The sequence below is a fragment of the Rhizobium sp. BK312 genome (genome assembly GCF_014193605.1).
Taxonomy (GTDB): domain Bacteria; phylum Pseudomonadota; class Alphaproteobacteria; order Rhizobiales; family Rhizobiaceae; genus Rhizobium.
On sequence record NZ_JACHZP010000002.1, the window covers coordinates 545,369 to 569,126 of the forward strand.

A 23,758-nucleotide genomic window follows, 5' to 3' on the forward strand; every position below is an offset into this window, starting at 1 on the left:
GGTTCTTCCGTCTCTTGTCTGTGCTCGGCTGCCCCGCAAACCACACAGAGATCGGGTGGACCATGGCTGCAAAAGACGTTCTGCTAAGCGTCGATGGTATCAAGGCGACCTATAATGGGGCGATCACCGCGCTCCATGGTGTGAGCTTCACGTTGCATCGCGGTGAGATCCTTGCTTTGCTCGGCGCCAATGGCGCTGGTAAGACGACCACGCTCAAAGCTATTTCGAACCTGCTGCCCGCCGAACGTGGTGAAATCACCGCCGGCGGCATCCATTACGAAGGCCGTGATGTCACGACGGCAACACCGGCCCAACTCGTGCGCGCCGGTCTCGTACAGGTGCTGGAAGGCCGGCATTGCTTCCGCAATCTGACCGTCGAGGAAAACCTCGTTTCCGGTGGCCTCGGCCGCAGCGGTTCGCGCGCCGAAATCGCCTTCGACCTGGAGAAAATCTACGCGCTTTTCCCCCGGCTAAAGGAAAAACGCCGCGCTCTGGCGGGCCTGACCTCCGGCGGCGAACAGCAGATGACGGCTATCGGCCGCGCGCTGATGTCGCGTCCGGCCCTCCTGGTCCTCGACGAGCCATCCATGGGCCTCGCGCCGATCGTCGTACAGGACATTTTCAAGACGCTGCGGCGGCTGAACGTTGAAACCGGCCTTTCCATTCTGGTCGCGGAGCAGAATTCAGCGATTGCGCTGCGCTATGCCGACAGGGCGACCGTCCTCGAAAACGGCGTCGCCGTGCTTTCCGGAGAGGCAGCCGAGCTGCGCCAGCGCGATGACGTCAAGGCGTTTTATCTCGGCCAGAAATCGGCTCCCGCGCCTGCCCTGACGCCAGCAAGCCTTCCATCCGCCTGACCCGTCCATCTTCAATGAGGAGAAATCAGCATGACGCTCTCACAGGTTAATACAGAAAACGCCGTTCAGGCCGTACCGGCCATACCTCGTCCGACCGCACCTGCCCATGTCATCAAGGATGATGCCGAGGCGATTGCCGTTGCCAGGGGGCTTGCCGCCGAGTTCGTCAAGGAATCGGCCAAACGCGACCGCGAGCGGATCTGGCCGGTTGCCGAGCTGGATGCTTTCTCTCAAAGCGGCCTCTGGTCCATCAACGTGCCGAAGGCGTTCGGCGGCCCGGAGGTTTCCTACGCAACACTTGCCAAGGTCATCGAAATCATATCGGCGGCGGATTCCTCGATCGGCCAGATCGCCCAGAATCATCTGGGCGTGGTGGCTGCGATCCGCACCGTGTCGGACGCGGAGCAGCAAAAGCTGCTTTTCGCCGAGGTTCTGAAAGGCACGCGCTTCGGCAATGCCTTCTCGGAGTTCGGCTCAAAGCGGGCGGTCGATTTCGAGACGCGCTTCACCGATGCCGGCGACCATGTCGTCGTCAATGGGCGCAAGTTCTACTCCTCCGGCGCATTGCTCGCGCATCTGGTGCCGATCGTTGCACTCGATGGCGAGGGGCGGGCCTGGTATGCGATTGCGCCGCGCGCCGCGCCCGGCCTTACCGTCATCGACGACTGGTCTTCCTTCGGCCAACGCACGACGCTCTCCGGCACCGTGCTGCTTGATAACGTCAAGGTGCCGAAGACCCATCTCGTGCCGGGATACAAGGGCTATGAGGTGCCGACGGCCGATGGCGCGATCTTCCAGATCATCCAGGTCGCGGTCGATACCGGCATCGCACAGGCAGCTATCGATGAGACGGTTTCCTTCGTGCGCACCAAGAGCCGCGCCTGGGTGGATAGCAGCGTCGACAACGCCTGGGACGATCCCTATACGATCCAGGCGGTCGGCGATCTGACGCTGCGGTTGCATGCGGCGCAAGCGCTTCTGGAAAAGGCCGGCTACGCAATCGACCGGGCGGTGCTGAACCCGACTGCTGATACCGTCGCCGAGGCGCAGATCGCGACGGCGGAAGCCAAGGTGCTGTCGACCGAAATCGCGATCGCGGCCACCAACAAGCTGTTCGAGCTGGCGGGCACCCGCTCGACGCTTGCCGAACATAATCTCGACCGCCATTGGCGCAATGCCCGCACGCACACGCTCCATGACCCTGTGCGATGGAAGTACGCCATTCTCGGAAGATACTTCCTGAACGGCGAAAATCCTCCGCTGCATGCGTGGAGTTGACGATCCAAAGAGGTCTCTCGCGCCGCCGCGGCGCGAGAGACCTCCCGTAGATTCATGGCAAAGCAATGTGAACAGGAGCAAATTAGAACGCTTAAGCCTTGATAATTCGGAGTTCCCGCTGAGCCCGGGTTCGGTACTCTTCAAGGCGATGCAGCGAGGTAGTTCAAATCGTGGCGGCTAACCCGGGCACGTGTTCGCATCTCTCAGTTTTATTCTTGTCGTGTTGCTATCTTCGGCCACCTTTAAGGGGCGTCGAGGGTTGGTCCCCGAGCTAGAGATAGAGCAGTCTCGAGCAGGATCTTTGCGCCTATCTCGATATGCTCTGAGGTGACGAATTCAGCTTCGTTGTGACTGATACCGTCTCGGCATGGAACGAAGATCATCGCAGTCGGTGCAACTTTGCTGACGAAAAGTGCATCGTGAAAAGCGCCTGAGACCAATTTCATGTTGGAAACGCCTAGCCTTTCGCATGCGTTGTCGATCACATCGACAATTGCCACGTCAAACTTTCCGGGTGCCAAGTCGAAGTGTTTTTCGATATGCACTTCCACCATATGATGCGTCGCCGACGCGCGGCATTCTGCATCGATCTGAGCCTCGATGGAAGAAAGTACGTCTTCCTGCGGGTGTCGGATATCGATCGTGAATGTAACCCTGCTCGGAATGACGTTGACGGAACTGGGTTCGACACTCATTCGGCCAACGGTCAGCCTCGCCATCGGATCGGCTGGCATGACGACCAGCTGCAGTTGCGCAATCGCCGCGACGGCGGCCGCCATGGGATCTTTACGGAATTCCAGCGGCGTCGTGCCAGCATGGGCCGCCTCGCCGCTGAAGGAAACCACGAGCCACCTAGTTCCCTGTACGCCGGTGACGAGGCCGATCGGGATGCCCGCGCGCTCGAGCACGGGTCCCTGCTCGATATGCACCTCAACGAAGGCAGACACGGCATGGCCGACCGGCCGCATCCTTGCTTCCGGCAGTGCCTTCAATGTCGCCGCCAATTCATCGCCAAGTCTTGCCCCGTCGGTGCCGCGCGTATCCTGCCATCCGGCGATGTCTCCCGCACCAATAAAGGCCATGGATCCCATGCAGCCGGGAGAGAAGCGGCTACCTTCCTCGTTGGTCCAAGACACAACTTCGACGGATCGTTCTGTATCGACTCCGGTATCCTCAAGGGCTTCCAATACCTCGAAGGCGGACAGCGTGCCAAGCGCACCGTCAAACCTGCCTCCCGTGGGCTGACTGTCAAGATGGCTGCCGATCAAGACGGGTGGCGATGAAGGATCACGTCCCTCACGCCGGATGAACAGATTGGCAATCGCATCCTGGTGGACGTTGAAACCGCGGGCAACGGCCAGTTCCGCAAGTCGGCGCCGGGCCGTCCTATCCCCGATGCTCAACGCTTGCCGGTTCACCCCTCCCGCTGGCGTTGCTCCTATCGTTGCAAAATCGGCAATGCGCTGCAACAGACGCCGCGCATTGATTTTTGGGTATGACGTCATCGATGGATGCCTGTCACGAAGTCTTTTACCCGTTGCGGATCGACCGGGTTCCACCAGACGCCATCATATTTCAGTGAGCTTGCTATGATCACGCCATCGGCTACCGACAGAATGTCGTTACCATTTTCCGGCGTCACACCGCTGCCGACGAGCGTCGGCAGGCCCGCCGCCTGCTTGATCATTCTGATGTAATCGAGATCGGCTGCATGCCCTGTCCTTTGCCCTGTGGCGATAATTACATCCGCGTCAAAGAAGACGAGATCCTTGACCTGTTCCTCGACCGGTCGGTCCGCAACGATGGCATGCGCTCCATGTTTGACATGGGCATCGGCGAAGATGCGGATGCCATGGGCATTGAGCCGTGCGCGATAGCGCATTGCGCGTGCGGCTTCTCCCTCGATGAAGCCTTCATTGGCGACATAGGCGTTTGCCCATTGATTGACGCGCACGAAGCCCGCACCTGCCGCACTGGCGATTGCAAGCGCCGGAATGGCGGCATTGGCAAGAACATTGATGCCGATCGGGCCGCCGAGTTCGCGGCGAATGCGATCGGAGATGACGGCCATGTAGGCCGAGGTTTCCGGGCCGATATCATCGGGCTTGGAAAAAGGAATATCGCCATGGTTCTCGATAATCACGGCGTCGCAGCCGCCTGCAAGGTAGGCGCGGGCATCGTCAAGTCCACGTTGGTAGACAGTCTCAATCTCCTCGCTGGAGTAGCGCGGCGCACCGGGAAGCGGCGCCAGGTGAACGACACCGATGATCGCCTTGTCGCGCCCGAAAAGATCGATGAGCGCGTTTCCAGCTACCTGCCCGATGGGCTTCATTGTCCCACTCATGTGTTTTCCAGTTCTGATCTCTTGATGATTTCCGAAATTTCCATCCGCGAGGGATAGGAGGCGAGCGTTCCAAGACGGGCGACGGAGATGGCGGCGGCCTTGGTCGCCAACTTTGCAGCTGCGATCAGGGTTTTTCCCTGCGCGAGCAGGCCGACGAGGACGCCCGCAAAGCAGTCACCGGCACCGCTGGTATCAACGACCGCGCTCTTGGCAGCTGCGAGGATAGCAGGTGCGTGATCCGCCCGATCCCATACGATGCTGCCTTGGCTTCCCAGCGTCACGACGACGCTTCTCGCTCCGTTGTCGAAAAGCAGGTTTGCCGCTGCCGTTGGGTTTTCGATGCCCGTCAGCGCCGAGGCTTCGCCTTGATTGACGATGACAAGATCCACATCGGCAAGATCCTCGACCGTCATGTCCGACAGCGGACTGGCATTGAGCACCGTCTTGAGACCTGACCTGCCGGCAAGTTCCAGACAGGCGGCGGTGACCTCCCTGGACAGGTTGCCCTGCATCAGAAGGATGTCGCCCTCGCGCCAGGTCTGCGTCAGGGCCGATTGCCGCATCGGATCGAAGGCTCGCGCACAGGCGACGGCGCTGACGATGGCGTTTTCGCCGTCTTCTTCCAACAGGATCGTCGAACGGTCCGTGGAAAGAGGCAGGCGGATCAGTCGATCGACCTCAAGGTCGCTCTTCAGCATCTCGCTCACGCCACACGCCATATCGTCGTCGCCAAGCGCGCTCCAGAAGCACAGAACTGCCCCGCTTCGCGCCGCCGCGACGGCTTGATTGGCACCCTTGCCTCCGACGCCTTCAACGATCGAGGTCGCGTTGAGCGTTTCCCCCTGACGCGGAAGTCGCTGCAGGCGAAAGCTCGTATCGACGCAGACATTGCCGACGACATGGAGGCGCATGGGCGTCAGTCCTTGAGCGTTGCCCAGGCCAGCATCTGCTCGAAGAGCGTCTTGTAGCCGTTCCAGGCAATGAACTCCGGCGGCAGCCAGTGTGGACCGACATCCGAGGTCCAAACGAGTGTCTTTCCGGCGCCATAGGTGCCGGTTACCAAAAGTGGCTGCGAACCATATTCGCTCGAAACCGTCGCAAGCGTTTCAGCTCCTTGTTTCACCTTCACCTCGTTGAAACCGAGAAGGTAGGGCCAATCTTTTCCGAGGCCCTTGAGAACCGGGTGGGTGTCATTGCCCGTTACGATGGGCGAAAATCCCTCGGGAACTTCAACGCGGTCATCGATGGCAAGGCAGGTTACCGGCAGCACGTCCTCCACCGGCGTCTTATGATAGCGCGCGCCGCCATTGATGCCTTGGAAGCTGTAATAGCCGCCGAACATCAGCAACGCGCCGCCATTTGTCACGTAATCGCGCAGCAGCTTCAGCCGGTTGGGGGTCCTCCTGGAATGAATCCAGGTATCGGGATGCAATAGCAGCGTGTTTGCGCCGATATCGGACAGTACGATCGCGTCATAGTCTGCGAGTGCTTCGGCTGTCAGCGGAAAATCGCGCTGCGCCTCATGGGCCGGCATGAAGGTGACGTCAAAGGCACTGTCCTTCAATGCCTTCAGCAATTCGTCGGCGCCGGTATGATAGGTCACCGTTGGAAACTGATCGAAACCCTTGATATGGGTGGCGGTCGAAACCCATGATTCACCCGCCAGAAGAACCTTTTTCTTGCTCATGTCTGCTCCTTGAATGCACCCGACCTTCAGGCCGAGGCGGAAAATACCGATTGGGGATTGGTGATCAGCATTTGGTCGATTGCCTGCTGATCGACACCGTGGCGCTTCAGTCGCGGCAGGAAATGCTTGAGAATATAGCCATAGCCGAAGCCGCCGTAACGGGTCAGCATGATCTTGAGAAAGACGTCCTGAGACAGAAGCAGCCGATCGGCAAAGCCCAGCTCCACGAGCGCTCTGATCGCCCTTGCGTTCTCCTCGTCCGATGGCGATTGAGCATCCTGATCGGCGTAATAATAATCCATGCCGATCATGTCATATTCCAGGAAAGCACCGCGTTGCGCCAGGCTCTTTTGATATTGAAGATCGTTATGACTGGGGTTCATGTGGCAGAGCACGGTGTGACGAAGATCCGCGCCTTCTTCCTCGACCACATCCAGCACCCGATGGGCAAGGCGCTCCCATCCCGGCAAATGGATGGATAATGGCAGGCCGGTCAACCGCGAGGCTCGCGCCGATGCCCTCAGGGATTTTTGCTCCTGGGCCGTAAAGTCCTTGCTGACGCCGACCTCACCGATGATGCCTGCCATGATGTCTGGCTGGGTTTCGCCACCACCGACGTCGTTGACGATGAAGGCGGTGACCTCGTCCAGATCCATGTCCTTCAGCCACAGGGGATGCGTATGCTCGAGATAGAAGCCGGTTCCCATGATGATCTTAAGGCCGGACATGCGGGCGATACGGCGCAACTGTTCAGGATTGCGCCCTATGCCAAAGTTGGTGGTTTCCACAACGGTATGGCCACCAAGCTTCTGGAAGCGAGAAAGCTCGGCAAGGGCGAGATCCTGATCGTCCAGCGAGACGTTGTCGCGGTTTATATAGGGGTTCATCCGCAACTCGCCGATGATCTCTATTCCAACCGGCTGTTCGGCGATCGCCTTTTCGTCAGGATGGCAAGGACATTTCCATGAGATCGCTCCATCCAGGAAGATGTGCTCATGCATGAGCGTCACGCCCATATCGGCGACCGCAATGGGGCCGAGCACGGTCATTGCGCATCCGGTGTGAACGCCAATGGCATGACGCGGTCTGGCCCCCTCGGCAAAGAGATGATCCATCATGCTCAGCGGCCCCTTGCCGCGCCCTTGAAAAGGCGGAAGTTCAACCAGATCGCCACGAGGATGATCACCCCGGTTACGATCGGCGTGAAGAAGGGCGACATGTGCGAAAGGATCAGGCCGTTGGCGATAACGGCAACGGTCAAAGCGCCGAGCACCGTTCCGACGACCGAACCGCGCCCGCCGAACAGGCTCGTACCGCCCAGGACAACCGCGGCAATGACATCAAGCTCGAAGCCTTGCCCGGCATTTGAGGAGCCGGAACCCAGGCGCGCGGCAAGGATGATGCCGGCGATGGAGGCTGCGACACCCGATATCACATAGACGAATAGGGTGACGCGCCGCGTGTTGACCCCGGCGCGGCGCACCGCCTCGGCATTGGCACCGATACCGGTGACATAGCGGCCGAAGGGCGTTTCGTTGAAGGCGATATAGGCCGCGAAGAGGGCAACGATCGCGATGATCGCGGGGGCAGGAATGCCAACGAACCAGGCTTGGCCGATCGCGGTGAACGGGCTCTGCGGATCGACCGGAATCGAGTAGCCACCGGTGATAAGCAGTGCCAGGCCCCTGATGACCGATAGTCCAGCCAGCGTGACGATGAAGGCGGGGATCCGCTCATAGGCGATGAAATATCCCTGGATTAATCCGGTCGCCGCCCCAAGAAGCATCATCAGAACGACGACAATCGGCCACGCGATTCCAGCCTGAAGGCAGGCGGCCGAAAGCGTTGCGGCAAGGGCCAATACGGATCCGACCGAAAGATCGATACCGCCTGTCGTGATGACGAAAGTCATGGCCGCCGCCACGATCAACAAGGGGGCGGACTGTCTGACCACGTTCAAGAGATTGGGAGCCGTCAGAAAAACGTTTGTAAAGACGGAGAAGAAAATACAGACCGCGATGAAAAACAGGGCGATCGAAACGATGCCGCCATTGGCTATCGCCTTGTCATAAAGGCGAGCCTTGCGCAGCCGGGACGACGGGCTGGTTTGGGCGTGAGAGGATGTCATGGTCATATGGAAGCGCCTCGCTCGGTATGCTGGCCGGCCGAGCGCGCGGAGAACTTGCGACCGACGATCAGGTTGACGACTTCTTCGATATTCGTTTCGGCGATGAGGCGCTCGGCGACGTTCTGACCCTCATACATCACCTGGATGCGATCGCAGACGAGAAAGAGATCCTGCAGCCGATGCGTAATCAGAATGACGCTGACGCCGCGGCCGCTGACCGTGCGGATGAGCTCCAGCACCGCCTCGACCTCAGCAACTGCCAAGGCAGCCGTCGGCTCGTCCATGATCAGGACCGAAGGATTGAATGACGCCGCACGTCCGATCGCGATGGATTGGCGTTGGCCGCCTGAGAGATTCTCGACCTTCAGATGCGTGTCCGGAATGACGATCCCGAGCCCGTCCAGCATATGGCGCGCCCGTTCATGCATGGTCTTCTTGTCGAGGATTGGAACGCCCGCAAGCTTCCATTTCGGCTCACGCCCCAGAAAGAGATTTCCTGCCACATCGACGGTGTCGCAAAGGGATAGATCTTGGTAGACCATCTCGAGATGCGCGGCGCGCGCATCGGCGGGCGAGGCAAAGGAAACTGGTTTTCCGTCGATCTCGATCGTTCCCGAATCCGGGATCACCGCGCCCGAAAGAACCTTGCTCAAGGTCGATTTGCCGGCGCCGTTGTCGCCGACGAGACCAAGAACCTCGCCCGGCTTCAGGGTCAACGATACATTGTCCAATGACTGCATCGTGCCATAGCGTTTGGAAATACCGGTCATCCTGACGCGGTAGGTATCAACGGTTGTCATATCAGTGCTGCCTTGCGGAAATGGCCTCGGCCATGATGCCACAACGTCACGGTCGATGCGATCCGATCGACCATGACGTGACGAGATGCGGGGGCTATTTGAACATGCCCCGGAACTTGTCGACATTTTCCTTGGTGACGATGGATACCGGCACATTGATGATCGGATCGATCTTCTCGCCCTTTTTCACCTTGACGAGCGCTTCGACGGCCGCCTTGCCTTCGCCGGCCGGATCCTGCTGGATAACGGCTGTCACCCAACCCTGATCGATCCCTTCGATCGCCTGCTTGGTCAGATCCCAGCCGAAGACCTTCACATTGCCTGTTTTACCCTGGCTGGTGACGGCCGCAACGGCGCCGAGGAGTGCCGGCTCGCCGGTCGCATACAGCGTCGTCATATCGGGATTGGCGGTAATGAGATTTTCCGCCGCACTGAGCGCGACGTCCTGGACGTTCTGACCGTCCACGGTATCGAGGAAGTCGACCTTCTGGCCGCCGGCCTTTACCGCCGCCTTGAAACCATCAAGACGCTGATTCTGGATGAAGGAATTGAGTGCGCCAACGACGCCGACTTTGGCGCTGCCGCCCATCTTGTCCTTAACGTAATCGGAATAGAACTTGCCGATCTCCTCCCCCGCCTTGGTATTGTCGACACCTACGAAGGCGATGTTGTCGCCGTTCGGAATCTGTGCATCGATAGCGATGACCGGAATGCCGGCCTTCTTGGCGGCGGTGATTGCAGGCTTCACGCCGTTTACGTCGATGGCGACCAATATGATGCCGTCGACTTTCTGGGTGATGTAGTTTTCGATGGCGTCATTTTGCGCGCTGGGCACGTTGTTGGCGTTGAATATGACGAGATCGGCGCCGGCTTTCTTTGCCGCCTCCTTGGCGCCGTCATTGATCTGGTTGAAGAAGAGAGCCTGCTGGTTGATCGTCACGAGAGCCAGCGTATTCGCCATCGCGGCGCCGGCACTGCAGGCAATTGCGACGGTTGCGCCAATCGCGCAGCCGAACAGGTATTTCTTGAGATGCATGATCGTTCCCCATGTTTTTGGATTGCAAGGGGAGTATTCAAGTAACTTGAATAATTGTCAAGCAACTTGAATTGGTGGTTTTGAAGATGATCGCGAGTTCGTTTTCAGGACAGTGGCGGCGCTAGAAGGTCGCCGGCGTATTGACCCAGAAAATGCTTGCGCGCTCCGCTCCCACATTGCGATACCAATGGGGCAGTTCGGAGTTGAAGACGAAGCTGTCGCCGACGGAAAGCCGGAATGTCCGTTCGCCGACCATAAGTTCGATTTCGCCTGCAAGAACGTATCCAACCTCCTCGCCGACATGCTGGATCGGCCCGGCGCTTTGGCCACCAGCCTCGATATGGTGGATGTTGCATTGAAGCAGATGACCTTGCGAATAGGGGATTATCCGTTCGAGAGAGATGCCTTCCCCTCTACGCAAAGGGTCGAGTCCAATCAATGGCCTCGTCCCGGAACGGAAGACAATGCCCTCTTCACCGTCGGCCTCCTCGAACATCCAGCCAATATTCGTACCCAGAACACCGACAAGTCTATGCAACATAGGCAACGAGGGCGAAGCCTTGCCGTTTTCAATTTTCGATAGCAGGCTTTCAGAGCAATCCGCAGCCAGGGCGAGAGCCTTGAGTGTCAAGCCCCGGGTTTGCCTGGCAAGCCTCAGACGGCCTCCAAGCCGCGCCGGATTGGTCAGTATCTTTTCCTCGTTGTCTTCTCCCGATTTCCCGGGGGATCCAATCATGTTCATGGTTCTGGTATCGCCGTTACAAAGCCAGAGCTTAACGCCAGCCCTCCGCGTCTGTCTAGTTATCACGAACATCAGCGACATACGGGTCGAGTTGGTTCTCTCAGGCCATGGCGTCCATCTATCCTTTGCCGAGTAACGCACGCGCCGAGGTTCTGGCGACCAGGTATGCCGTCCAGCGATCTCCTTGAACGTTCAGATCTTCCTGGATTGGTTGGCGCGCAGGCGAGATAAATAAAGCGTCGCCATGATGCCCCCTTACATTTCGTTATGTCTCCCTACGTCGATATAAGGTAGGAGCAGAATTCCGCGAACGTCCCGATTCCGATGAAAAACTGTGATGAGGTTCGACCGGCGGGTTGTGGGTTCTGATCCCATCAATGCGGCTAATTTAATCAGCGGTAGGACGGACGTCCGCGGACACTATGGTTGGTATTGGTCAGCCTGGCCGATTAGCCGCTGTGCCGTGAATTTGTCTGTCACCAGCGTGTCGATCACGCCCACTCGCAACGCGCCGGCGATTGCCGCGCTCTTCTTCGCGCCGCCGGCCAATGCAATAACGCGGTCGACGCCGTGGAGGTCTTCGAGCGGAAGGCCGATGACCCGGTCGTCGAGCGGGGTTTTCACAGACTTTCCGTCTTTGTCGAAAAAGCGAAGCGAGATGTCGCCAACGGCGCCGGCCTCGGCGAGATCGGCTAGCTCGCGTGACGAGAAGATGTTTCCGGATCGGCTGAGCAGCTCCGATGGTTCGACTGCGCCAATACCGACGATCGCCAGCGTAATGCTGCCAAACAGGTCCATCGTCTCGCGAACGAAGGGATCGGCTTGCATGAGGAGCTTCGCCTCGCGCGAGGAGGTCACGCCTTGAACAGGAAGAAGTTTGGGCTCGGCACCTGTTAGGCGGGCCAAACGCGTCGTCAACTGCGTCGCATGCGTCTGGACGGAAGGGTCGCCCATCCCGCCGAGCGTCTGCACGACGTATTTTGCCCGAGCGCTCTTCTGCGGATGGATGTTTTCGACCATCTTGAAGATCGTCTGGCTCCAGCTCGAGACCCCGATGATCTCTCCGGGGGACAGCGTTAATTCGAGCAGATGGGCTGCCGCCTCGCCGATGCGCGCCATGATCGCGCCATCGCGATCTTCCGTGCATTCGACGACGATCGCTTCCGGCAGGCCGTATTTTTCGCGTAGCCCGCTCTCGAGTTCGCTATAAGTCCCGACCGGAGGGATGACGCTCGTGCGCACGATGTCTTCGGCCTCCGCCCGTTTCAGCATTCGTGAGACGGTCGCTTGCGACAGTCTCAGATGCTGGGCGATTTCCGCCTGTCGTCGCCCCTCGATGTGATACATCTGGGCCACTCTCGAAATCAGGCGGAGTTCGTTGAGGCGGGACATGGGCAATTCCGGCTTGAATGTTTATTCACACTTAGCCGGTGTCGGGCGCGCCGTCGAGCGCGCGAGCGCATCATTCCACGTATTCAATAAACCGGCACGGTCCCGAGCCTCGGGAGTGATTGCCCGAACGGCCCGGGGAAGGGACGCGATTGTGTCGAGATCCTTCCAGAGACCCAACGAGAGCCCGGCAAGATAAGCGGCACCAAGCGCCGATGCCTCCGGCGCTTCGCACTGGATGACGGCATGCTCGATAAGGTTTGAGACGCTTTGCATCAGGAAGCGGTTCTGGCTTGGCCCGCCGTCGACGTAGAGCGCGCCGAGCTCGCCTCCGCTTTGGGCGCGCATCGCGGCGATCACGTCATGCACTTGGCAGGCGATCGAGTCCGTGACGGCGCGCGCCATCTGCGCTCTCGTCGTGGAAAAGTTGATCTGCGAAAAAAGAGCCCGCGCCTCCGAGTTCCAATAGGGTGCTCCGAGGCCGACGAAAGCCGGGACGAAGCCTGGGCAGCCCGGTTCTGCGGTTGCGGCGAGTTCGACCAATGCCGCAACGTCGGCGAGCCCGAGGATCTCCGCCATCCACGGCAGGCTAGCGGCGGAAACGAGGATGTTGCCTTCGAAAGCGAAGGTTGGCGTTCCGCCGATCCGCCAGGCAACGGTCGTCGTGATGCCGTTGCGCGGTGCGATAAATGTGGGCAGCGTCTTCATGACAGAAGACCCGGTACCGAAGGTCACCTTTCCGTCGCCCGGTTTAAAGGCGCCGTGGCCGAATAGCGCCGCATGACTATCACCGATAGCGGCGCGGATCGGCGTGCCATCGGCAATGCCGGGCAGCCCTTGCGTGGATCCGAAATCGGCTGAACTGTCGAGCACCTCGGGTAGGAGCCCGACATCGATGCCGAAGATCTCCCCGAGTTCCTCGCTCCATTTCTGATGTTTGAGGTCGAACAACTGGCTACGCGCGGCGTTGGACGCATCGCAGACATGCCGGCTGCCACCGCTCAGGCAATGAATGAGCCAGCTGTCGATGGTCCCAAGCCTAAGCCGCCGGCCGGCTGGAGCACGGTCGAGAAGCCAGCGGAACTTCGCGCCAGGAAACATCGGATCGAGCGGCAGGCCGGTCAGCGCTTCCACGCGCGACAGATGGCCCTCGGCTATCAGGCGCTCGCAATCGCTAGCGGTTCGCCGGCACTGCCAGCTGAGCACCGGGCCGAGCGCTTCGCCGGTTTCGGCGTCCCAGACGGTGACGGATTCGCGTTGATTGGAGATAGCGACCGCCTCGACGGTGACCTCGCCAGCCTTCGGCAGGCAGGCCTCGATCGCTTCGCAGACGGAAGCGAAAATTCTGCGTGGATCTTGCTCCACCCAGCCCGGCTGCGGATAGGAAATTCCAACCGCGGCCGAGCCTCTGGCAAGGATCTCTCCAGCTTCGGAAACCAATACGGCCTTGGAATTGGTGGTACCCTGGTCGATTGCCAGAATTGCCCGCATCGTCGTCTCCTCACATATAGGGCCGGGGCGGATGCGCGCCCCGGCTTATACAATCTGCTACCAGATTATTTGCGCTTGAGCAGCGCGCCTGCGGCATCGGCAATTGCTATGGGCGCCATGCCGAATTCGTCGAGGAGGAATTCGGCCGAGCCCGTCGGGGCGTAGATACCGGGAACGCCGAGGCGCTTCATCGGCACGGGTGCATTGTCGACGACGACTTCGGCTACGGCCGAGCCGAGACCGCCGAAGATCGAATGCTCTTCGGCCGTCACGATTGCGCCCGTCTCGTTGGCTGCAGCGATGATTGCCGCCTCGTCGATCGGGCGGACAGTTGCCATGTTCAGGACGCGAGCCTGGAATCCGCGCTCGGCCAGGATCTCGGCGGCCTTCATCATCCGGTGGGTCAGCGTCCCGTTGGCAATCAGCGTGACATCGGAGCCTTCGCGCAGAAGGTTCGCCTTGCCGACTTCGAACTTGTGACCTTCGGGCAGCAGATCCGGAACGCCGACCCGTGACAGGCGCAGGAAACAGGGACCGTTGTAGCCTGCGGCCCATTCGACGGCGGCAGCCGTCTCGATGCGATCGCAGGGGGCGATCACCGGAAGGTTCGGCAGCACGCGGGTCCAGGCGAAATCCTCGATCGAATGATGGGTCGGCCCGAGTTCGCCGTAAGCCATGCCCGAGGAGATTCCGACGAGCTTGACGTTGGCATTGGAGTAGGAAATGTCGGCCTTGATCTGTTCCAGCGAGCGGCCGGTCAGAAATGGCGAGGCACCGCAGACGTAGGGCAGCCGCCCGCCGTTTGCGAGGCCGGCGCCAACGCCGACCATGTTCTGCTCCGCGATGCCGACGTTGACGAGGCGTTCGGGAAACTTGGACTTAAAACCACCAAGCTTGGAGGAGCCGACGGAGTCGTTGCAGACGGCGACGATCGTTTCGTTTTCGGCCGCCAGGCGTTCAAGCGTCGCGGCGAAGGCATCGCGGCAGTCGTGAAGCTTCGGTGTGTTTAAGGGCGCGTTCATCAAATTGCCTCCGACAGTTCTGCCAATGCGATTTCATATTGTTCCTTGCTCGGAACCTTGTGGTGCCAGTCGACTGTGTCCTGCATGAACGAGATGCCGTGCCCCTTGTTCGTGTGGGCGACGATGCAATGCGGGCGCGATCCGTGGCGCTCGAGCGCGGGAACGACTTCAGCCATAGAGTTGCCATCGATCTCGGTGACGTCCCAGCCGAAAGCCTCGAGCTTTGGGCGTAGAGGGGCGATATCGTTCGTGTCGGAGAGGGACGCGCCCTGCTGGAAACGATTGTGATCGACGACAAGCGTGAGATTGTCGAGGCCGAACTGGGCGGCCGCCATGATCGCTTCCCAGTTCGAACCTTCCTGCATCTCGCCGTCGCCGGTGATGACATAGGTGTGGTAGCGCGCACCTGAAAGCTTTGCGGCTTTGGCCATCCCGACAGCGACAGGCAGCCCGTGTCCGAGCGGCCCCGTATTGGTCTCGACGCCGGGAACCTTGTTGCAGTTGGGGTGGCCGTTCAGCCGCGAATGCGGCTTGAGGAAGGACGAGATTTCCTCTTCGGGGATGAAGCCGCGCTTTGCCAGCACGACATAGAGCGCGCAGGCCGTATGACCCTTGGAAAGGACGAAGCGATCGCGATCGGGGTTCTTCGGATTATCCGGCCAAACCCGCAGCACTCGAAAATAGAGTGCTGCCAGAAGATCGATCACCGACATTTCTCCGCCGATATGACCGGCGCCGGCTTCGTAGACGGCCTGTAGGTCGCGCAAACGGATCTGTCGAGCAATGCGCTCAAGGTCGGTAATCTCCATGACATTCCCTCACAGTGCATAATTATTCATATATTGATATTTTTGCACAGCGATCGGTTTAGTCAAGCCCCATTGCGGCGTTTCAATAATTGATGCGGCTTGATAACGGCAGTTGACAGGCTTTCGTCAAGTTGTTACGAATTTTCCACCATGCATGAATATTTATTCTTATATGAACGAATATCACGGTAACGTCGCAATTGCAGGAGGAACGATGGTGGCGGTAGATATCCAAGACCGGGCTCATTCGTCTGGGACATGGCGCAGCAAGCTCACTGGAGCCACGGGGCCGCTTGTCGGCCTTTTTCTTCTTTGCCTGTTCCTGACATTCACCACCGACGCATTCCTGTCGCTGCGCAATGGCTTGAACATTCTCGACCAGATCACCGTGCTCGGCATCATGGCCGTCGGCATGACCTTCGTGATCCTGATCGGCGGGATCGACCTGTCGGTCGGGTCGGTTCTTGCGCTTTCGATGATGGTGATGGGCTGGACGGCCAATACCGCCGGCCTGCCGCTCGGCGCCGGTATCGCACTTGGATTGCTGGCCTCGGCGACCAGCGGGCTCATCGTCGGTCTGGTCATCACGCTCTTCCGGGTGCCCGCATTTATCGCGACACTTGCGATGATGTCGGCGGCGCGCGGTGTTGCCAACATGATCACCGACGGGCAGCAGATCGTCGGCTTTCCAGACTGGTTCATGATGCTGGCGATCGACCGCCATTTCGGTGTGTTGACGGCAACTGTCTTTCTGATGCTCGCCGTTGCGCTCATCGCTTGGCTGTTTCTGCATTTCCGGTCGGAAGGCCGCATGCTTTATGCCGTGGGCGGCAATCCCGAGGTTGCGCGCCTTGCCGGCATAAACGTGCAGATCGTCACGATTCTCGTCTATGTACTGAGCGCGATCCTGGCTGGCATCGCTGGCATCGTCCTTGCGGCTCGCCTCGACTCCGCGCAGCCGTCCAGCGGTTTCGGCTATGAACTGGACACGATCGCTGCTGTGGTCATTGGCGGGACGTCGCTCTCGGGCGGCACCGGCGGCATTGGCGGCACGCTGATTGGCGTTCTCATCATCGGTGTCCTTCGCAACGGCCTGAACCTGCTCAACGTCTCCCCATTCCTGCAACAGGTCGTCATCGGCATCGTCATCGTTCTGGCGGTCGGCGCAGAGACAATTCGCAGACGTCGGGCTGCTTGAGATTTCGGCCCGGGAGCCGTGCGGGCCAAGCATATTCCTCTCCGAAAGGTTGGAGCGGACTACGACCCGATGGGGAGGTACCCAGGGGTTCATCAAAATGGAGGAAAGAAAATGAAACTTGCGCGTATTCTTTTGACCTCGGCCGCCGTTCTGGCCGTCTCGCTCGGCTCGGTTCAGGCCAAGGAAGCCAAGAAGATCGGTCTCGCCGTCGCCAACCTGCAGGCAAACTTCTTCAATCAGATCAAGCAAGCCGTCGAGGCCGAAGCCAAGGCGCGCGGCATTCAGGTTGTAACGGTCGATGCGAAGGGCGATGGCCCGACACAGATCAACCAGGTACAGGACCTTCTGACGCAGAAGATTGACGCCCTCATCTACATTCCGGCAGGTGCGGCAGCCGCAACCGTCCCGGTGAAGCTCGCCAAGCAGGCAGGCATCCCGGTTGTCAACGTGGACCGCAACGCTGACGGCGCGCCGGGCGACACCTTCCTTGCAACGGACTCGGTTGCATCCGCGAAGGCCGTTTGCGACTACATCCTCAAGGAAGCTGGCGGCAAGGGCAAGATGGTCATCATCCATGGCCAGAAGGGCACGACGCCCGAGCTCGACCGCTCGAAGGGATGCGCGGATTCACTGAAGGCCAATCCGGACGTGAAGGTCGTCGCCGAACAGTATTCCAACAACTGGTTCCAGGACGAAGGCTTCCAGATCATGCAGAACATGCTACAGGCCAATCCGGACATCTCCATCGTCTTCGCACAGGCCGACGCTCTGGCGCTCGGCGCCGCCCAGGCGATCAAGGTCGGCAATCCCTCCCAGAAAATCGTCGTCGGCGGGTTTGACGGCGACACCGCGGCGCTCGAAGCGCTGAGCAAGGGCGTGTTCGACGTGACGGCTACGCAGCAGACGCAGAAGATGGGCCGCGATGCGGTCGCAAATGCCGTTAAGCTCGTTGCCGGCGAAAAGGTACCGCCGGTACAGCTTCTCGACGCGACCCTGACGACCAAGGAAAACGTGGCTGGCTTCATCGCCAACCATCCGTGATCAGTCGATATCCAGAGGAGGTAGTGTCGTGACCGAGCCGGTTCTTTCCCTCAGGGGCATATCCAAGCGCTACGGAGTGCTTCAGGTTCTCAAAAACGTGGACCTGGACGTATATCCCGGCGAAGTGGTTGCGCTTCTCGGAGAAAACGGCGCCGGCAAATCGACGCTATCGGGCATCATTGCCGGATCGCGGACACCCTCCGAGGGCACGATGACCTGGCTGGGGCAGCCCTATGCCCCGGCCACCCCACGCGAGGCGATCGACAAGGGTTTGGTGCTGATCCACCAGGAACTCCAGCTTCTGCCGCATCTTTCGATCGCCGAGAACGTCTTCATCGGCCGCTGGCCGATGAAGAATGGCGTGGTCGATCGCAAGGAGATGGTTCGCCGTGCTCAGGAACAGCTCGCCCGGCTCAACCTGCACATTCCGGCGACGCGCAAGGTCGCGGGCCTGTCGACCGCCAACCAGCAGCTCATCGAGATCGCCAAGGCTCTCGCGCTGAACGCGAAGCTGCTGATCCTCGATGAGCCGACAGCGGCCCTTGGCGGGGCCGAGACGGAAGCTCTCTTTGAGCAGGTGCGCAAGCTTCGCGCCGAGGGCGTCGGCATCATCTACATTTCGCACCGCATGGAAGAGATCAAGAAGATCACCGACCGTATCGTTGTTTTGCGTGACGGCGAGCGGGTTCACGAATTTGCCGACAGCTCGACGCAGGTGCGTACGATCGTCGAAAGCATGGTTGGGCGCTCTCTCGATCGTTTATTCCCAACACTTCCAGTACCGACTGACCGGCCGGTGCTTCAGGTTTCCGGCCTATCGTCGCCGGAAAAGTCCTTCCGTGACGTCAGCTTCGACGTTCATGCGGGTGAGATCCTTGGCATCGCCGGTCTCGTCGGCGCCGGACGCACCGAGCTCGTGCGGGCGATATCGGGTGCCGATCCCGTCAGTTCCGGCACGATCAGGCTGGAGGGCGAAGCCCTGAAGCTGCGCGGTCCTGCAGACGCGATTGCCCGCGGCATCGTCATGGTCCCCGAAGACCGCAAGGAACAAGGCCTCGTCGTTTCGCACAGGATCGGCGAAAACATCATCTACGCCAATCTCGACAAGCTGGGCGGGCGGTGGATTACGTCCGCAGTCAAGCGTGCCTTCGCCGATAAGGCGGTCGCCAAGTTTGGCGTCAAGGGTCGCGCCGAGCAGTTTGCCTCGGATCTGTCCGGCGGCAACCAGCAGAAGGTCGTCATCGCCAAGTGGCTGATGCGCGATCCCAAGGTTGTCGTACTGGACGAGCCGACACGCGGCATCGACGTCGGCGCTCGCGCCGGTATCTACGACATCATCGTCAACCTCGCTAAACAGGGCGTTGCGGTCATCGTCGTCAGCTCGGACCTCGAGGAGATCCTCGGCGTTTCGAACCGCATCCTCGTTCTGGCGCAGGGCAAACAAGCGGGCATTTTGAACCGGGACGAGGCCAATGACGTCTCCGTCATGGAACTGGCGACAATCTAAACAAGACAGAAAGGAAGAGCGGTGTCGGACGTCACTCTCAATGCACCGAAACTATTCGATCTCAGCGGCCAGGTGGCTATCGTTACCGGCGCCGGCAGCGGTATCGGCCAACGTATCGCCATCGGCCTTGCGCAATGCGGCGCCGACGTCGCACTTCTCGATCGTCGCAGCGATGACGGCTTAGCGACAACCGCAGGCCACATCAGGGCTGCCGGCCGTCGCTCGATCGAAATTGCCGCCGACGTCACGAACAAGGGATCGCTCGCCAATGCGGTGGCCCGAACCGAAGCTGAGCTTGGTCCTCTTTCGCTGGCTGTGAACGCGGCGGGCATCGCCAACGCAAACCCGGCCGAGGAAATGGAAGAAGACCAATATCAGGCGTTGATGGACGTCAACCTGAAGGGCATCTTCCTGTCTTGCCAGGCAGAAGCGCGCGCCATGCTGAAGAATGGCCGCGGCTCGATCGTCAACATCGCCTCCATGTCCGGCGTCATCGTCAACCGGGGGCTCAGCCAGGCGCATTACAATGCGTCCAAGGCAGGTGTGATCCACCTGTCGAAGTCGTTTGCCATGGAGTGGGTCGACCGCGGCATCCGCGTCAACACCATATCGCCCGGCTATACGGCAACACCGATGAATACGCGGCCTGAAATGATTCATCAGACGAAGCTCTTCGAAGAGCAGACTCCGATGCAGCGCATGGCATCCGTCAATGAAATGGTCGGTCCGGCAGTCTTCTTGTTGTCCGAGGCCGCAAGCTTCGTGACGGGCGTCGACCTGCTCGTCGACGGCGGCTTCTGCTGCTGGTGATGCCATGCGAAAGCTGATTGCAGGCAACTGGAAAATGAACGGTCTCGTTTCCTCCCTGGCAGAGATCGAGGCGCTGAAGGGGCTAACGGGTAGCGCGGCCTGCGATATCGTCGTCTGCCCGCCCTTTACGCTGATTGACCGCGCTGTTCGGCAGGCCGTTGGCTCGCACCTTTCGGTCGGAGCGCAGGATTGCCACGCGCAGGCGAACGGAGCCTTCACTGGCGATGTTTCTGCTGAAATGCTCGCCGACAGCGGCGCGCGCTACATTATCCTCGGGCATTCCGAGCGTCGTGTCTCTCACGGCGAGGATGACGAGATTGTGCTTGCAAAGGTAAGAGCCGCCCATCGCGCTGGTCTGACGACCATCGTCTGCATCGGCGAGACGCGCCACGAGCGCGACGAAGGGCGGGCAATCGAAGTGGTAAACGAGCAACTGGCGGGGTCCGTCCCGGGTGAAACCGACAGCCGCAACCTCGTCATCGCCTACGAACCCGTCTGGGCGATCGGGACCGGTCTGGTGCCGACGCATGAACAGATCGAAGAGGTCCATGCCACCATTCGCAAGGGGCTCGAGCAGCGTTTCGGACACGATGGCGGTGCCGTTAGGATCCTCTATGGCGGCTCCGTCAAAGGTGTCAATGCTGCGGCGATTTTCGGATTGCGCAATGTGGGCGGCGCTCTGGTCGGCGGCGCCTCGTTGAATGCATCGGACTTCGCCGAGATTGTTCTGGCAGCCACGTGAATTTGAGCGGGCACTCCGGTTGAGGAGCGCGTACAGCCACGTCCTGGAAGGAAAAAAGAATGCAACGCTTCGAAAACAAGACGGTGGTCATAACCGGCGCAAGTCGTGGCATCGGTGCCGCGATTGCCAAACGCTTTGCCCGCGAGGACGCGAACCTCGTTGTCTCTGCCAACGAAGACAGCGTTCATGCAGTTGCCGAGCAGATCAAGGCAGACGGCGGCAAGGCGATCTCCTTCGTCGGCGACGTTACCGACAAGTCAAGCGTCATCGCGCTCTACGACGCAGCGGAACAGGCCTTTGGCACAGTAGACGTTTCCATCCAGAACGCCGGTGTCATCACCATCGCCAAGATCGAGGACATGACCGAAGGGGAGTGGGACAAGGTAATGGCCGTCAACACGAAGGGCGTATTTCTCTGCGCCCAGGAAGCGATCGCCCGGATGCGCAAGCATGGCCGCGGTGGCCGCATCATCAATACAGCGTCCGGACAGGCTCGCGACGGCTTCATCTATACGCCGCACTATGCCGCTTCAAAAATGGGCGTCGTCGGCATCACCCAGAGCCTCGCCAAGGAAGTTGCCACGCAGAAAATCACTGTAAACGCTTTCTGCCCAGGCATCATCGAAACCGACATGTGGGCCTATAACGACCAGGCTTGGGGCAAGCTGCTCGGCAACTATGGCCCCGGCGAACTGATGAAAGAATGGGTCGAAGGCATTCCGATGAAGCGCGCAGGCTCCGGCGAAGACGTGGCCGGTCTCGTGACCTTCCTTGCGAGCGACGATGCTGCCTATATTACCGGCCAGACCATTAACGTCGACGGCGGACTGATCATGTCGTAATTCAATATTCCAGAACGGTGTGTTCGATCGCATCGCAAGGTTCGGAAGTTGGAAGGTGGCGTGGCCCTCTTGCAAAGATGAGGTCCGGTCCCTTATGTTAGATTTGTTCTCAGGGCGGGGTGCAATTCCCCACCGGCGGTATCGGGGAAACCCGGAGCCCGCGAGCGCTTCCGCGAATGGAAGGTCAGCAGATCCGGTGAGAGGCCGGGGCCGACGGTATAGTCCGGATGGAAGAGAGCATGCAGCGGGCGTCGCGGGTTGCGACGTTCCTACGCCTGTTCGCCCAAGGGATATTTGTGGCCGTCATTGGTCATGCGGCCGGTAAAGCGGTTAACCCTTGAAAGGCATTGAAATGGCAATTTCCCGAATTGAAGATGCGATCGCCGCGATCGGCCGTGGTGACATCGTGGTTGTGGTCGATGACCGCGACAGAGAAAATGAAGGGGATCTGCTCGTCGCATCGGAATTGATCACGCCGGAGGCCATAGCGTTCATGATGAACCACGCGCGCGGTCTGATCTGCGTGCCGATGGAAGGCGAGCGGCTGGACGAACTCGACATTCCCTTGATGGTGCCTAACAACACCGAGATGCTGAAGACCGCCTTCACCGTTTCGGTCGACTATATCCCGGAGACGACAACGGGCATCTCGGCGGCCGACCGCGCTGCGACCGTCCGCGCCTTGGTGACGAAGGATGCGCGTCCTGAGGACTTCGCCCGACCCGGCCATATCTTCCCGTTGCGCGCTCATCCCGAAGGTGTACTCGGAAGGCCGGGGCACACTGAGGCTGCTGTCGATCTTGCCCGGCTTGCTGGCCTTTCCGCGTCCGGAGTCATCTGCGAGGTCGCGAAAGACGATGGCACCATGGCGCGCCTTCCCGACCTTGAAGTGTTCGCCGAGCGGCATGGCCTCCATCTTATCACCATTGAGGATCTGATCGCTTACCGTGACCGCGATGCAGAGACGAAGATCAGGGCAGCGTAAAGTCTCAAACAGTCGCCGGCGGTGGCAACGCAGCGCTACGGCAATCCGGTGCGCTCTGCCTCGTATGCGCTTAAGCGCAGTGCTAATAATGCGATCGTGAACGGCTTAATTAGCTCGACCTGGCGCAGCCGGCCCGAGAGGCACAACGCGTAGCCGATGTTGGTATTAAAGTCCGGGTAGTGATAGGGGCGTGGCGATCGCGACCGATGGCGGCAGCATGTCGCTCGACCCAGTGCACGGATAGCAACGCCTCCGTGCATCTCGGCCGTCGAAGAAAGGAGACTTTTAAATCGTTGGCAGCTTGGCATTGCGCTCGAGACATGCGTGATGGTGGGGAGGAACTGCGCGCCGGCCAGCTCAGGCAGTTACTCGAGCCTTACCGGCCCGATTCGGCCGAAGTATGTGCTGTCGTCCCGGCAAGCCCGAGACCGTCAGCAAGGCGCGGGCGATCGCGGACCATAAGGTGTCCATCCATTTTGTGTCGGTCGCTGCGCCCGCTTCATGGGCGAGAATGATAGCGGTCTTGGCGTCATCGGGAACCGGTGACGAGGGGTCGTGAGGCATTCGGGATTCTCCGGGTTCGCGGCACAGGTAGCACGAGGCCGAAGACACCAGCTATTCAACGGCCGCGGACGTTCACGACTTTCTGGAGCAGCGAAAACTTCACAGTTGGTAGTGACCCCACAAGCACGGTGAGCGGTCGGGCATAGCTGGAAGAATATTCCGGAAGCCGTTTGGTTTCTTGCTCTTATTCTGCGGTGCTAAATTACGTCGTCGGCAGAGATGTGCTTCACTTCGGTAATCCGAATCAACGGGAGTTCCGCGCGTTCGTTTGCCTCCCTCACATCTTGCTCCGATGCGGCGTCAAACAGGCAGAAAGATCGTTCCTCGGACGGAACGAATGTTGACCGAAGATAGCGAACGGGTTTGCCATGGCTCGTCATCTCCGCCGTGACGTTCTTCGCGCGGGAGGCCGCAGCGCCCAGTTGATCAGCAGTGATGCCGGGCAGGTGTCTTTCGACCATGTACTGTGGCATGATGGTTGTCCTT

24 protein-coding genes and 1 riboswitch are annotated in these 23,758 nt (G+C 59.8%); of the genes, 9 read left to right on the forward strand and 15 right to left on the reverse strand.

Annotation, left to right across the window (positions count from 1 at the left end):
* Window positions 1–62: 62 nt before the first annotated feature.
* Both FHT85_RS07160 and FHT85_RS07165 read left to right on the forward strand, forming a co-directional pair.
* Window positions 63–857, forward strand: coding sequence for an ABC transporter ATP-binding protein (locus FHT85_RS07160; protein WP_112413079.1), 795 nt, complete (start codon window positions 63–65; stop codon window positions 855–857).
* A gap of 30 nt (window positions 858–887) precedes the next feature.
* Window positions 888–2,135, forward strand: a complete 1,248-nt coding sequence (locus FHT85_RS07165; protein ID WP_112413078.1) for an SfnB family sulfur acquisition oxidoreductase — start codon at window positions 888–890, stop codon at window positions 2,133–2,135.
* Between the two features lie 242 nt (window positions 2,136–2,377).
* Here FHT85_RS07165 and FHT85_RS07170 read toward each other — a convergent pair whose 3' ends face one another.
* From FHT85_RS07170 to FHT85_RS07230, 13 genes are all read right to left on the reverse strand, one after another.
* Window positions 2,378–3,640 (reverse strand): Zn-dependent hydrolase, encoded by a 1,263-nt coding sequence (locus FHT85_RS07170; protein WP_112413077.1) that lies wholly within the window; start codon window positions 3,638–3,640, stop codon window positions 2,378–2,380.
* Entirely contained in the window at window positions 3,637–4,479 is an 843-nt protein-coding gene (locus FHT85_RS07175) for a BtpA/SgcQ family protein (protein ID WP_112413076.1), read from the reverse strand. The genes FHT85_RS07170 and FHT85_RS07175 overlap by 4 nt, the downstream gene beginning before the upstream one ends.
* On the reverse strand, window positions 4,476–5,390 hold the full coding sequence (locus FHT85_RS07180; RefSeq protein WP_112413075.1) for a ribokinase: 915 nt from the start codon (window positions 5,388–5,390) through the stop codon (window positions 4,476–4,478). Before FHT85_RS07180 ends, FHT85_RS07175 begins: the two co-directional genes overlap by 4 nt.
* Before the next feature lie 5 nt (window positions 5,391–5,395).
* Window positions 5,396–6,166, reverse strand: a complete 771-nt coding sequence (locus tag FHT85_RS07185) for a glutamine amidotransferase (RefSeq protein ID WP_112413074.1) — start codon at window positions 6,164–6,166, stop codon at window positions 5,396–5,398.
* Window positions 6,167–6,192: 26 nt separating this feature from the next.
* Window positions 6,193–7,281, reverse strand: coding sequence for a phosphotriesterase (locus FHT85_RS07190; protein ID WP_112413095.1), 1,089 nt, complete (start codon window positions 7,279–7,281; stop codon window positions 6,193–6,195).
* 5 nt (window positions 7,282–7,286) lie between these two features.
* Window positions 7,287–8,294, reverse strand: coding sequence for an ABC transporter permease (locus tag FHT85_RS07195; RefSeq protein ID WP_246779927.1), 1,008 nt, complete (start codon window positions 8,292–8,294; stop codon window positions 7,287–7,289).
* A gap of 2 nt (window positions 8,295–8,296) precedes the next feature.
* Window positions 8,297–9,094, reverse strand: coding sequence for an ATP-binding cassette domain-containing protein (locus FHT85_RS07200; RefSeq protein ID WP_112413072.1), 798 nt, complete (start codon window positions 9,092–9,094; stop codon window positions 8,297–8,299).
* A 94-nt stretch (window positions 9,095–9,188) separates the two neighbouring features.
* Window positions 9,189–10,130 carry a substrate-binding domain-containing protein gene (locus FHT85_RS07205; RefSeq protein WP_112413071.1) on the reverse strand — a complete coding sequence of 314 codons (942 nt, stop codon included), beginning with the start codon at window positions 10,128–10,130 and terminating at the stop codon, window positions 9,189–9,191.
* 121 nt (window positions 10,131–10,251) lie between these two features.
* Window positions 10,252–10,866: a cupin domain-containing protein gene (locus FHT85_RS07210; protein WP_095439014.1), complete on the reverse strand. Its 615-nt coding sequence runs from the start codon at window positions 10,864–10,866 to the stop codon at window positions 10,252–10,254.
* A gap of 426 nt (window positions 10,867–11,292) precedes the next feature.
* Complete coding sequence (locus tag FHT85_RS07215; protein ID WP_112413070.1) at window positions 11,293–12,264, reverse strand: sugar-binding transcriptional regulator; 972 nt, start codon at window positions 12,262–12,264, stop codon at window positions 11,293–11,295.
* Between the two features lie 21 nt (window positions 12,265–12,285).
* Window positions 12,286–13,752: an FGGY family carbohydrate kinase gene (locus FHT85_RS07220; protein WP_112413069.1), complete on the reverse strand. Its 1,467-nt coding sequence runs from the start codon at window positions 13,750–13,752 to the stop codon at window positions 12,286–12,288.
* A gap of 65 nt (window positions 13,753–13,817) precedes the next feature.
* Window positions 13,818–14,774 carry a transketolase family protein gene (locus FHT85_RS07225; protein ID WP_112413068.1) on the reverse strand — a complete coding sequence of 319 codons (957 nt, stop codon included), beginning with the start codon at window positions 14,772–14,774 and terminating at the stop codon, window positions 13,818–13,820.
* Window positions 14,774–15,583: a transketolase gene (locus FHT85_RS07230; RefSeq protein ID WP_112413067.1), complete on the reverse strand. Its 810-nt coding sequence runs from the start codon at window positions 15,581–15,583 to the stop codon at window positions 14,774–14,776. The genes FHT85_RS07225 and FHT85_RS07230 overlap by 1 nt, the downstream gene beginning before the upstream one ends.
* A 214-nt stretch (window positions 15,584–15,797) precedes the next feature.
* On the opposite strand from FHT85_RS07230, the gene FHT85_RS07235 reads away from it, so the two are divergent.
* The 7 genes from FHT85_RS07235 (at window position 15,798) to ribB (ending at window position 22,708) form a co-directional block, all read left to right on the forward strand.
* Window positions 15,798–16,781, forward strand: coding sequence for an ABC transporter permease (locus FHT85_RS07235; protein ID WP_112413066.1), 984 nt, complete (start codon window positions 15,798–15,800; stop codon window positions 16,779–16,781).
* A 111-nt stretch (window positions 16,782–16,892) separates the two neighbouring features.
* Window positions 16,893–17,822: a sugar ABC transporter substrate-binding protein gene (locus FHT85_RS07240; protein WP_112413065.1), complete on the forward strand. Its 930-nt coding sequence runs from the start codon at window positions 16,893–16,895 to the stop codon at window positions 17,820–17,822.
* Between the two features lie 28 nt (window positions 17,823–17,850).
* The gene (locus tag FHT85_RS07245; protein ID WP_112413064.1) at window positions 17,851–19,329 is read left to right on the forward strand and encodes a sugar ABC transporter ATP-binding protein; all 1,479 of its coding nucleotides are present in this window, start codon (window positions 17,851–17,853) and stop codon (window positions 19,327–19,329) included.
* Window positions 19,330–19,350: 21 nt separating this feature from the next.
* Window positions 19,351–20,139, forward strand: a complete 789-nt coding sequence (locus tag FHT85_RS07250) for an SDR family oxidoreductase (protein ID WP_112413063.1) — start codon at window positions 19,351–19,353, stop codon at window positions 20,137–20,139.
* A 4-nt stretch (window positions 20,140–20,143) separates the two neighbouring features.
* On the forward strand, window positions 20,144–20,881 hold the full coding sequence (gene tpiA, locus FHT85_RS07255; protein WP_112413062.1) for a triose-phosphate isomerase: 738 nt from the start codon (window positions 20,144–20,146) through the stop codon (window positions 20,879–20,881).
* Between the two features lie 59 nt (window positions 20,882–20,940).
* Window positions 20,941–21,723 (forward strand): glucose 1-dehydrogenase, encoded by a 783-nt coding sequence (locus FHT85_RS07260; RefSeq protein ID WP_112413061.1) that lies wholly within the window; start codon window positions 20,941–20,943, stop codon window positions 21,721–21,723.
* Between the two features lie 101 nt (window positions 21,724–21,824).
* Window positions 21,825–21,966: riboswitch (FMN riboswitch) on the forward strand.
* Between the two features lie 109 nt (window positions 21,967–22,075).
* Window positions 22,076–22,708, forward strand: coding sequence for a 3,4-dihydroxy-2-butanone-4-phosphate synthase (gene ribB / locus FHT85_RS07265; RefSeq protein WP_112413060.1), 633 nt, complete (start codon window positions 22,076–22,078; stop codon window positions 22,706–22,708).
* Between the two features lie 357 nt (window positions 22,709–23,065).
* Here the strand turns inward: ribB and FHT85_RS07270 are convergent, their stop codons facing one another.
* Entirely contained in the window at window positions 23,066–23,272 is a 207-nt protein-coding gene (locus FHT85_RS07270; RefSeq protein ID WP_162709818.1) for a hypothetical protein, read from the reverse strand.
* Window positions 23,273–23,469: 197 nt separating this feature from the next.
* Complete coding sequence (locus FHT85_RS07275) at window positions 23,470–23,745, reverse strand: DUF4242 domain-containing protein (RefSeq protein WP_112413059.1); 276 nt, start codon at window positions 23,743–23,745, stop codon at window positions 23,470–23,472.
* Window positions 23,746–23,758 lie beyond the last annotated feature (13 nt).

What these genes read in the sequence shown, in the direction of transcription:
- FHT85_RS07160 (WP_112413079.1), top strand. Translation starts at nt 63, where the DNA reads ATGGCTGCAAAAGACGTTCTGCTAAGCGTCGATGGTATCAAGGCGACC.
- FHT85_RS07165 (WP_112413078.1), top strand. Translation starts at nt 888, where the DNA reads ATGACGCTCTCACAGGTTAATACAGAAAACGCCGTTCAGGCCGTACCG.
- FHT85_RS07170 (WP_112413077.1), bottom strand. Translation starts at nt 3,640, where the DNA reads ATGACGTCATACCCAAAAATCAATGCGCGGCGTCTGTTGCAGCGCATT.
- FHT85_RS07175 (WP_112413076.1), bottom strand. Translation starts at nt 4,479, where the DNA reads ATGAGTGGGACAATGAAGCCCATCGGGCAGGTAGCTGGAAACGCGCTC.
- FHT85_RS07180 (WP_112413075.1), bottom strand. Translation starts at nt 5,390, where the DNA reads ATGCGCCTCCATGTCGTCGGCAATGTCTGCGTCGATACGAGCTTTCGC.
- FHT85_RS07185 (WP_112413074.1), bottom strand. Translation starts at nt 6,166, where the DNA reads ATGAGCAAGAAAAAGGTTCTTCTGGCGGGTGAATCATGGGTTTCGACC.
- FHT85_RS07190 (WP_112413095.1), bottom strand. Translation starts at nt 7,281, where the DNA reads ATGGATCATCTCTTTGCCGAGGGGGCCAGACCGCGTCATGCCATTGGC.
- FHT85_RS07195 (WP_246779927.1), bottom strand. Translation starts at nt 8,294, where the DNA reads ATGACATCCTCTCACGCCCAAACCAGCCCGTCGTCCCGGCTGCGCAAG.
- FHT85_RS07200 (WP_112413072.1), bottom strand. Translation starts at nt 9,094, where the DNA reads ATGACAACCGTTGATACCTACCGCGTCAGGATGACCGGTATTTCCAAA.
- FHT85_RS07205 (WP_112413071.1), bottom strand. Translation starts at nt 10,130, where the DNA reads ATGCATCTCAAGAAATACCTGTTCGGCTGCGCGATTGGCGCAACCGTC.
- FHT85_RS07210 (WP_095439014.1), bottom strand. Translation starts at nt 10,866, where the DNA reads ATGATTGGATCCCCCGGGAAATCGGGAGAAGACAACGAGGAAAAGATA.
- FHT85_RS07215 (WP_112413070.1), bottom strand. Translation starts at nt 12,264, where the DNA reads ATGTCCCGCCTCAACGAACTCCGCCTGATTTCGAGAGTGGCCCAGATG.
- FHT85_RS07220 (WP_112413069.1), bottom strand. Translation starts at nt 13,752, where the DNA reads ATGCGGGCAATTCTGGCAATCGACCAGGGTACCACCAATTCCAAGGCC.
- FHT85_RS07225 (WP_112413068.1), bottom strand. Translation starts at nt 14,774, where the DNA reads ATGAACGCGCCCTTAAACACACCGAAGCTTCACGACTGCCGCGATGCC.
- FHT85_RS07230 (WP_112413067.1), bottom strand. Translation starts at nt 15,583, where the DNA reads ATGGAGATTACCGACCTTGAGCGCATTGCTCGACAGATCCGTTTGCGC.
- FHT85_RS07235 (WP_112413066.1), top strand. Translation starts at nt 15,798, where the DNA reads ATGGTGGCGGTAGATATCCAAGACCGGGCTCATTCGTCTGGGACATGG.
- FHT85_RS07240 (WP_112413065.1), top strand. Translation starts at nt 16,893, where the DNA reads ATGAAACTTGCGCGTATTCTTTTGACCTCGGCCGCCGTTCTGGCCGTC.
- tpiA (WP_112413062.1), top strand. Translation starts at nt 20,144, where the DNA reads ATGCGAAAGCTGATTGCAGGCAACTGGAAAATGAACGGTCTCGTTTCC.
- FHT85_RS07260 (WP_112413061.1), top strand. Translation starts at nt 20,941, where the DNA reads ATGCAACGCTTCGAAAACAAGACGGTGGTCATAACCGGCGCAAGTCGT.
- ribB (WP_112413060.1), top strand. Translation starts at nt 22,076, where the DNA reads ATGGCAATTTCCCGAATTGAAGATGCGATCGCCGCGATCGGCCGTGGT.
- FHT85_RS07270 (WP_162709818.1), bottom strand. Translation starts at nt 23,272, where the DNA reads ATGCCTCACGACCCCTCGTCACCGGTTCCCGATGACGCCAAGACCGCT.
- FHT85_RS07275 (WP_112413059.1), bottom strand. Translation starts at nt 23,745, where the DNA reads ATGCCACAGTACATGGTCGAAAGACACCTGCCCGGCATCACTGCTGAT.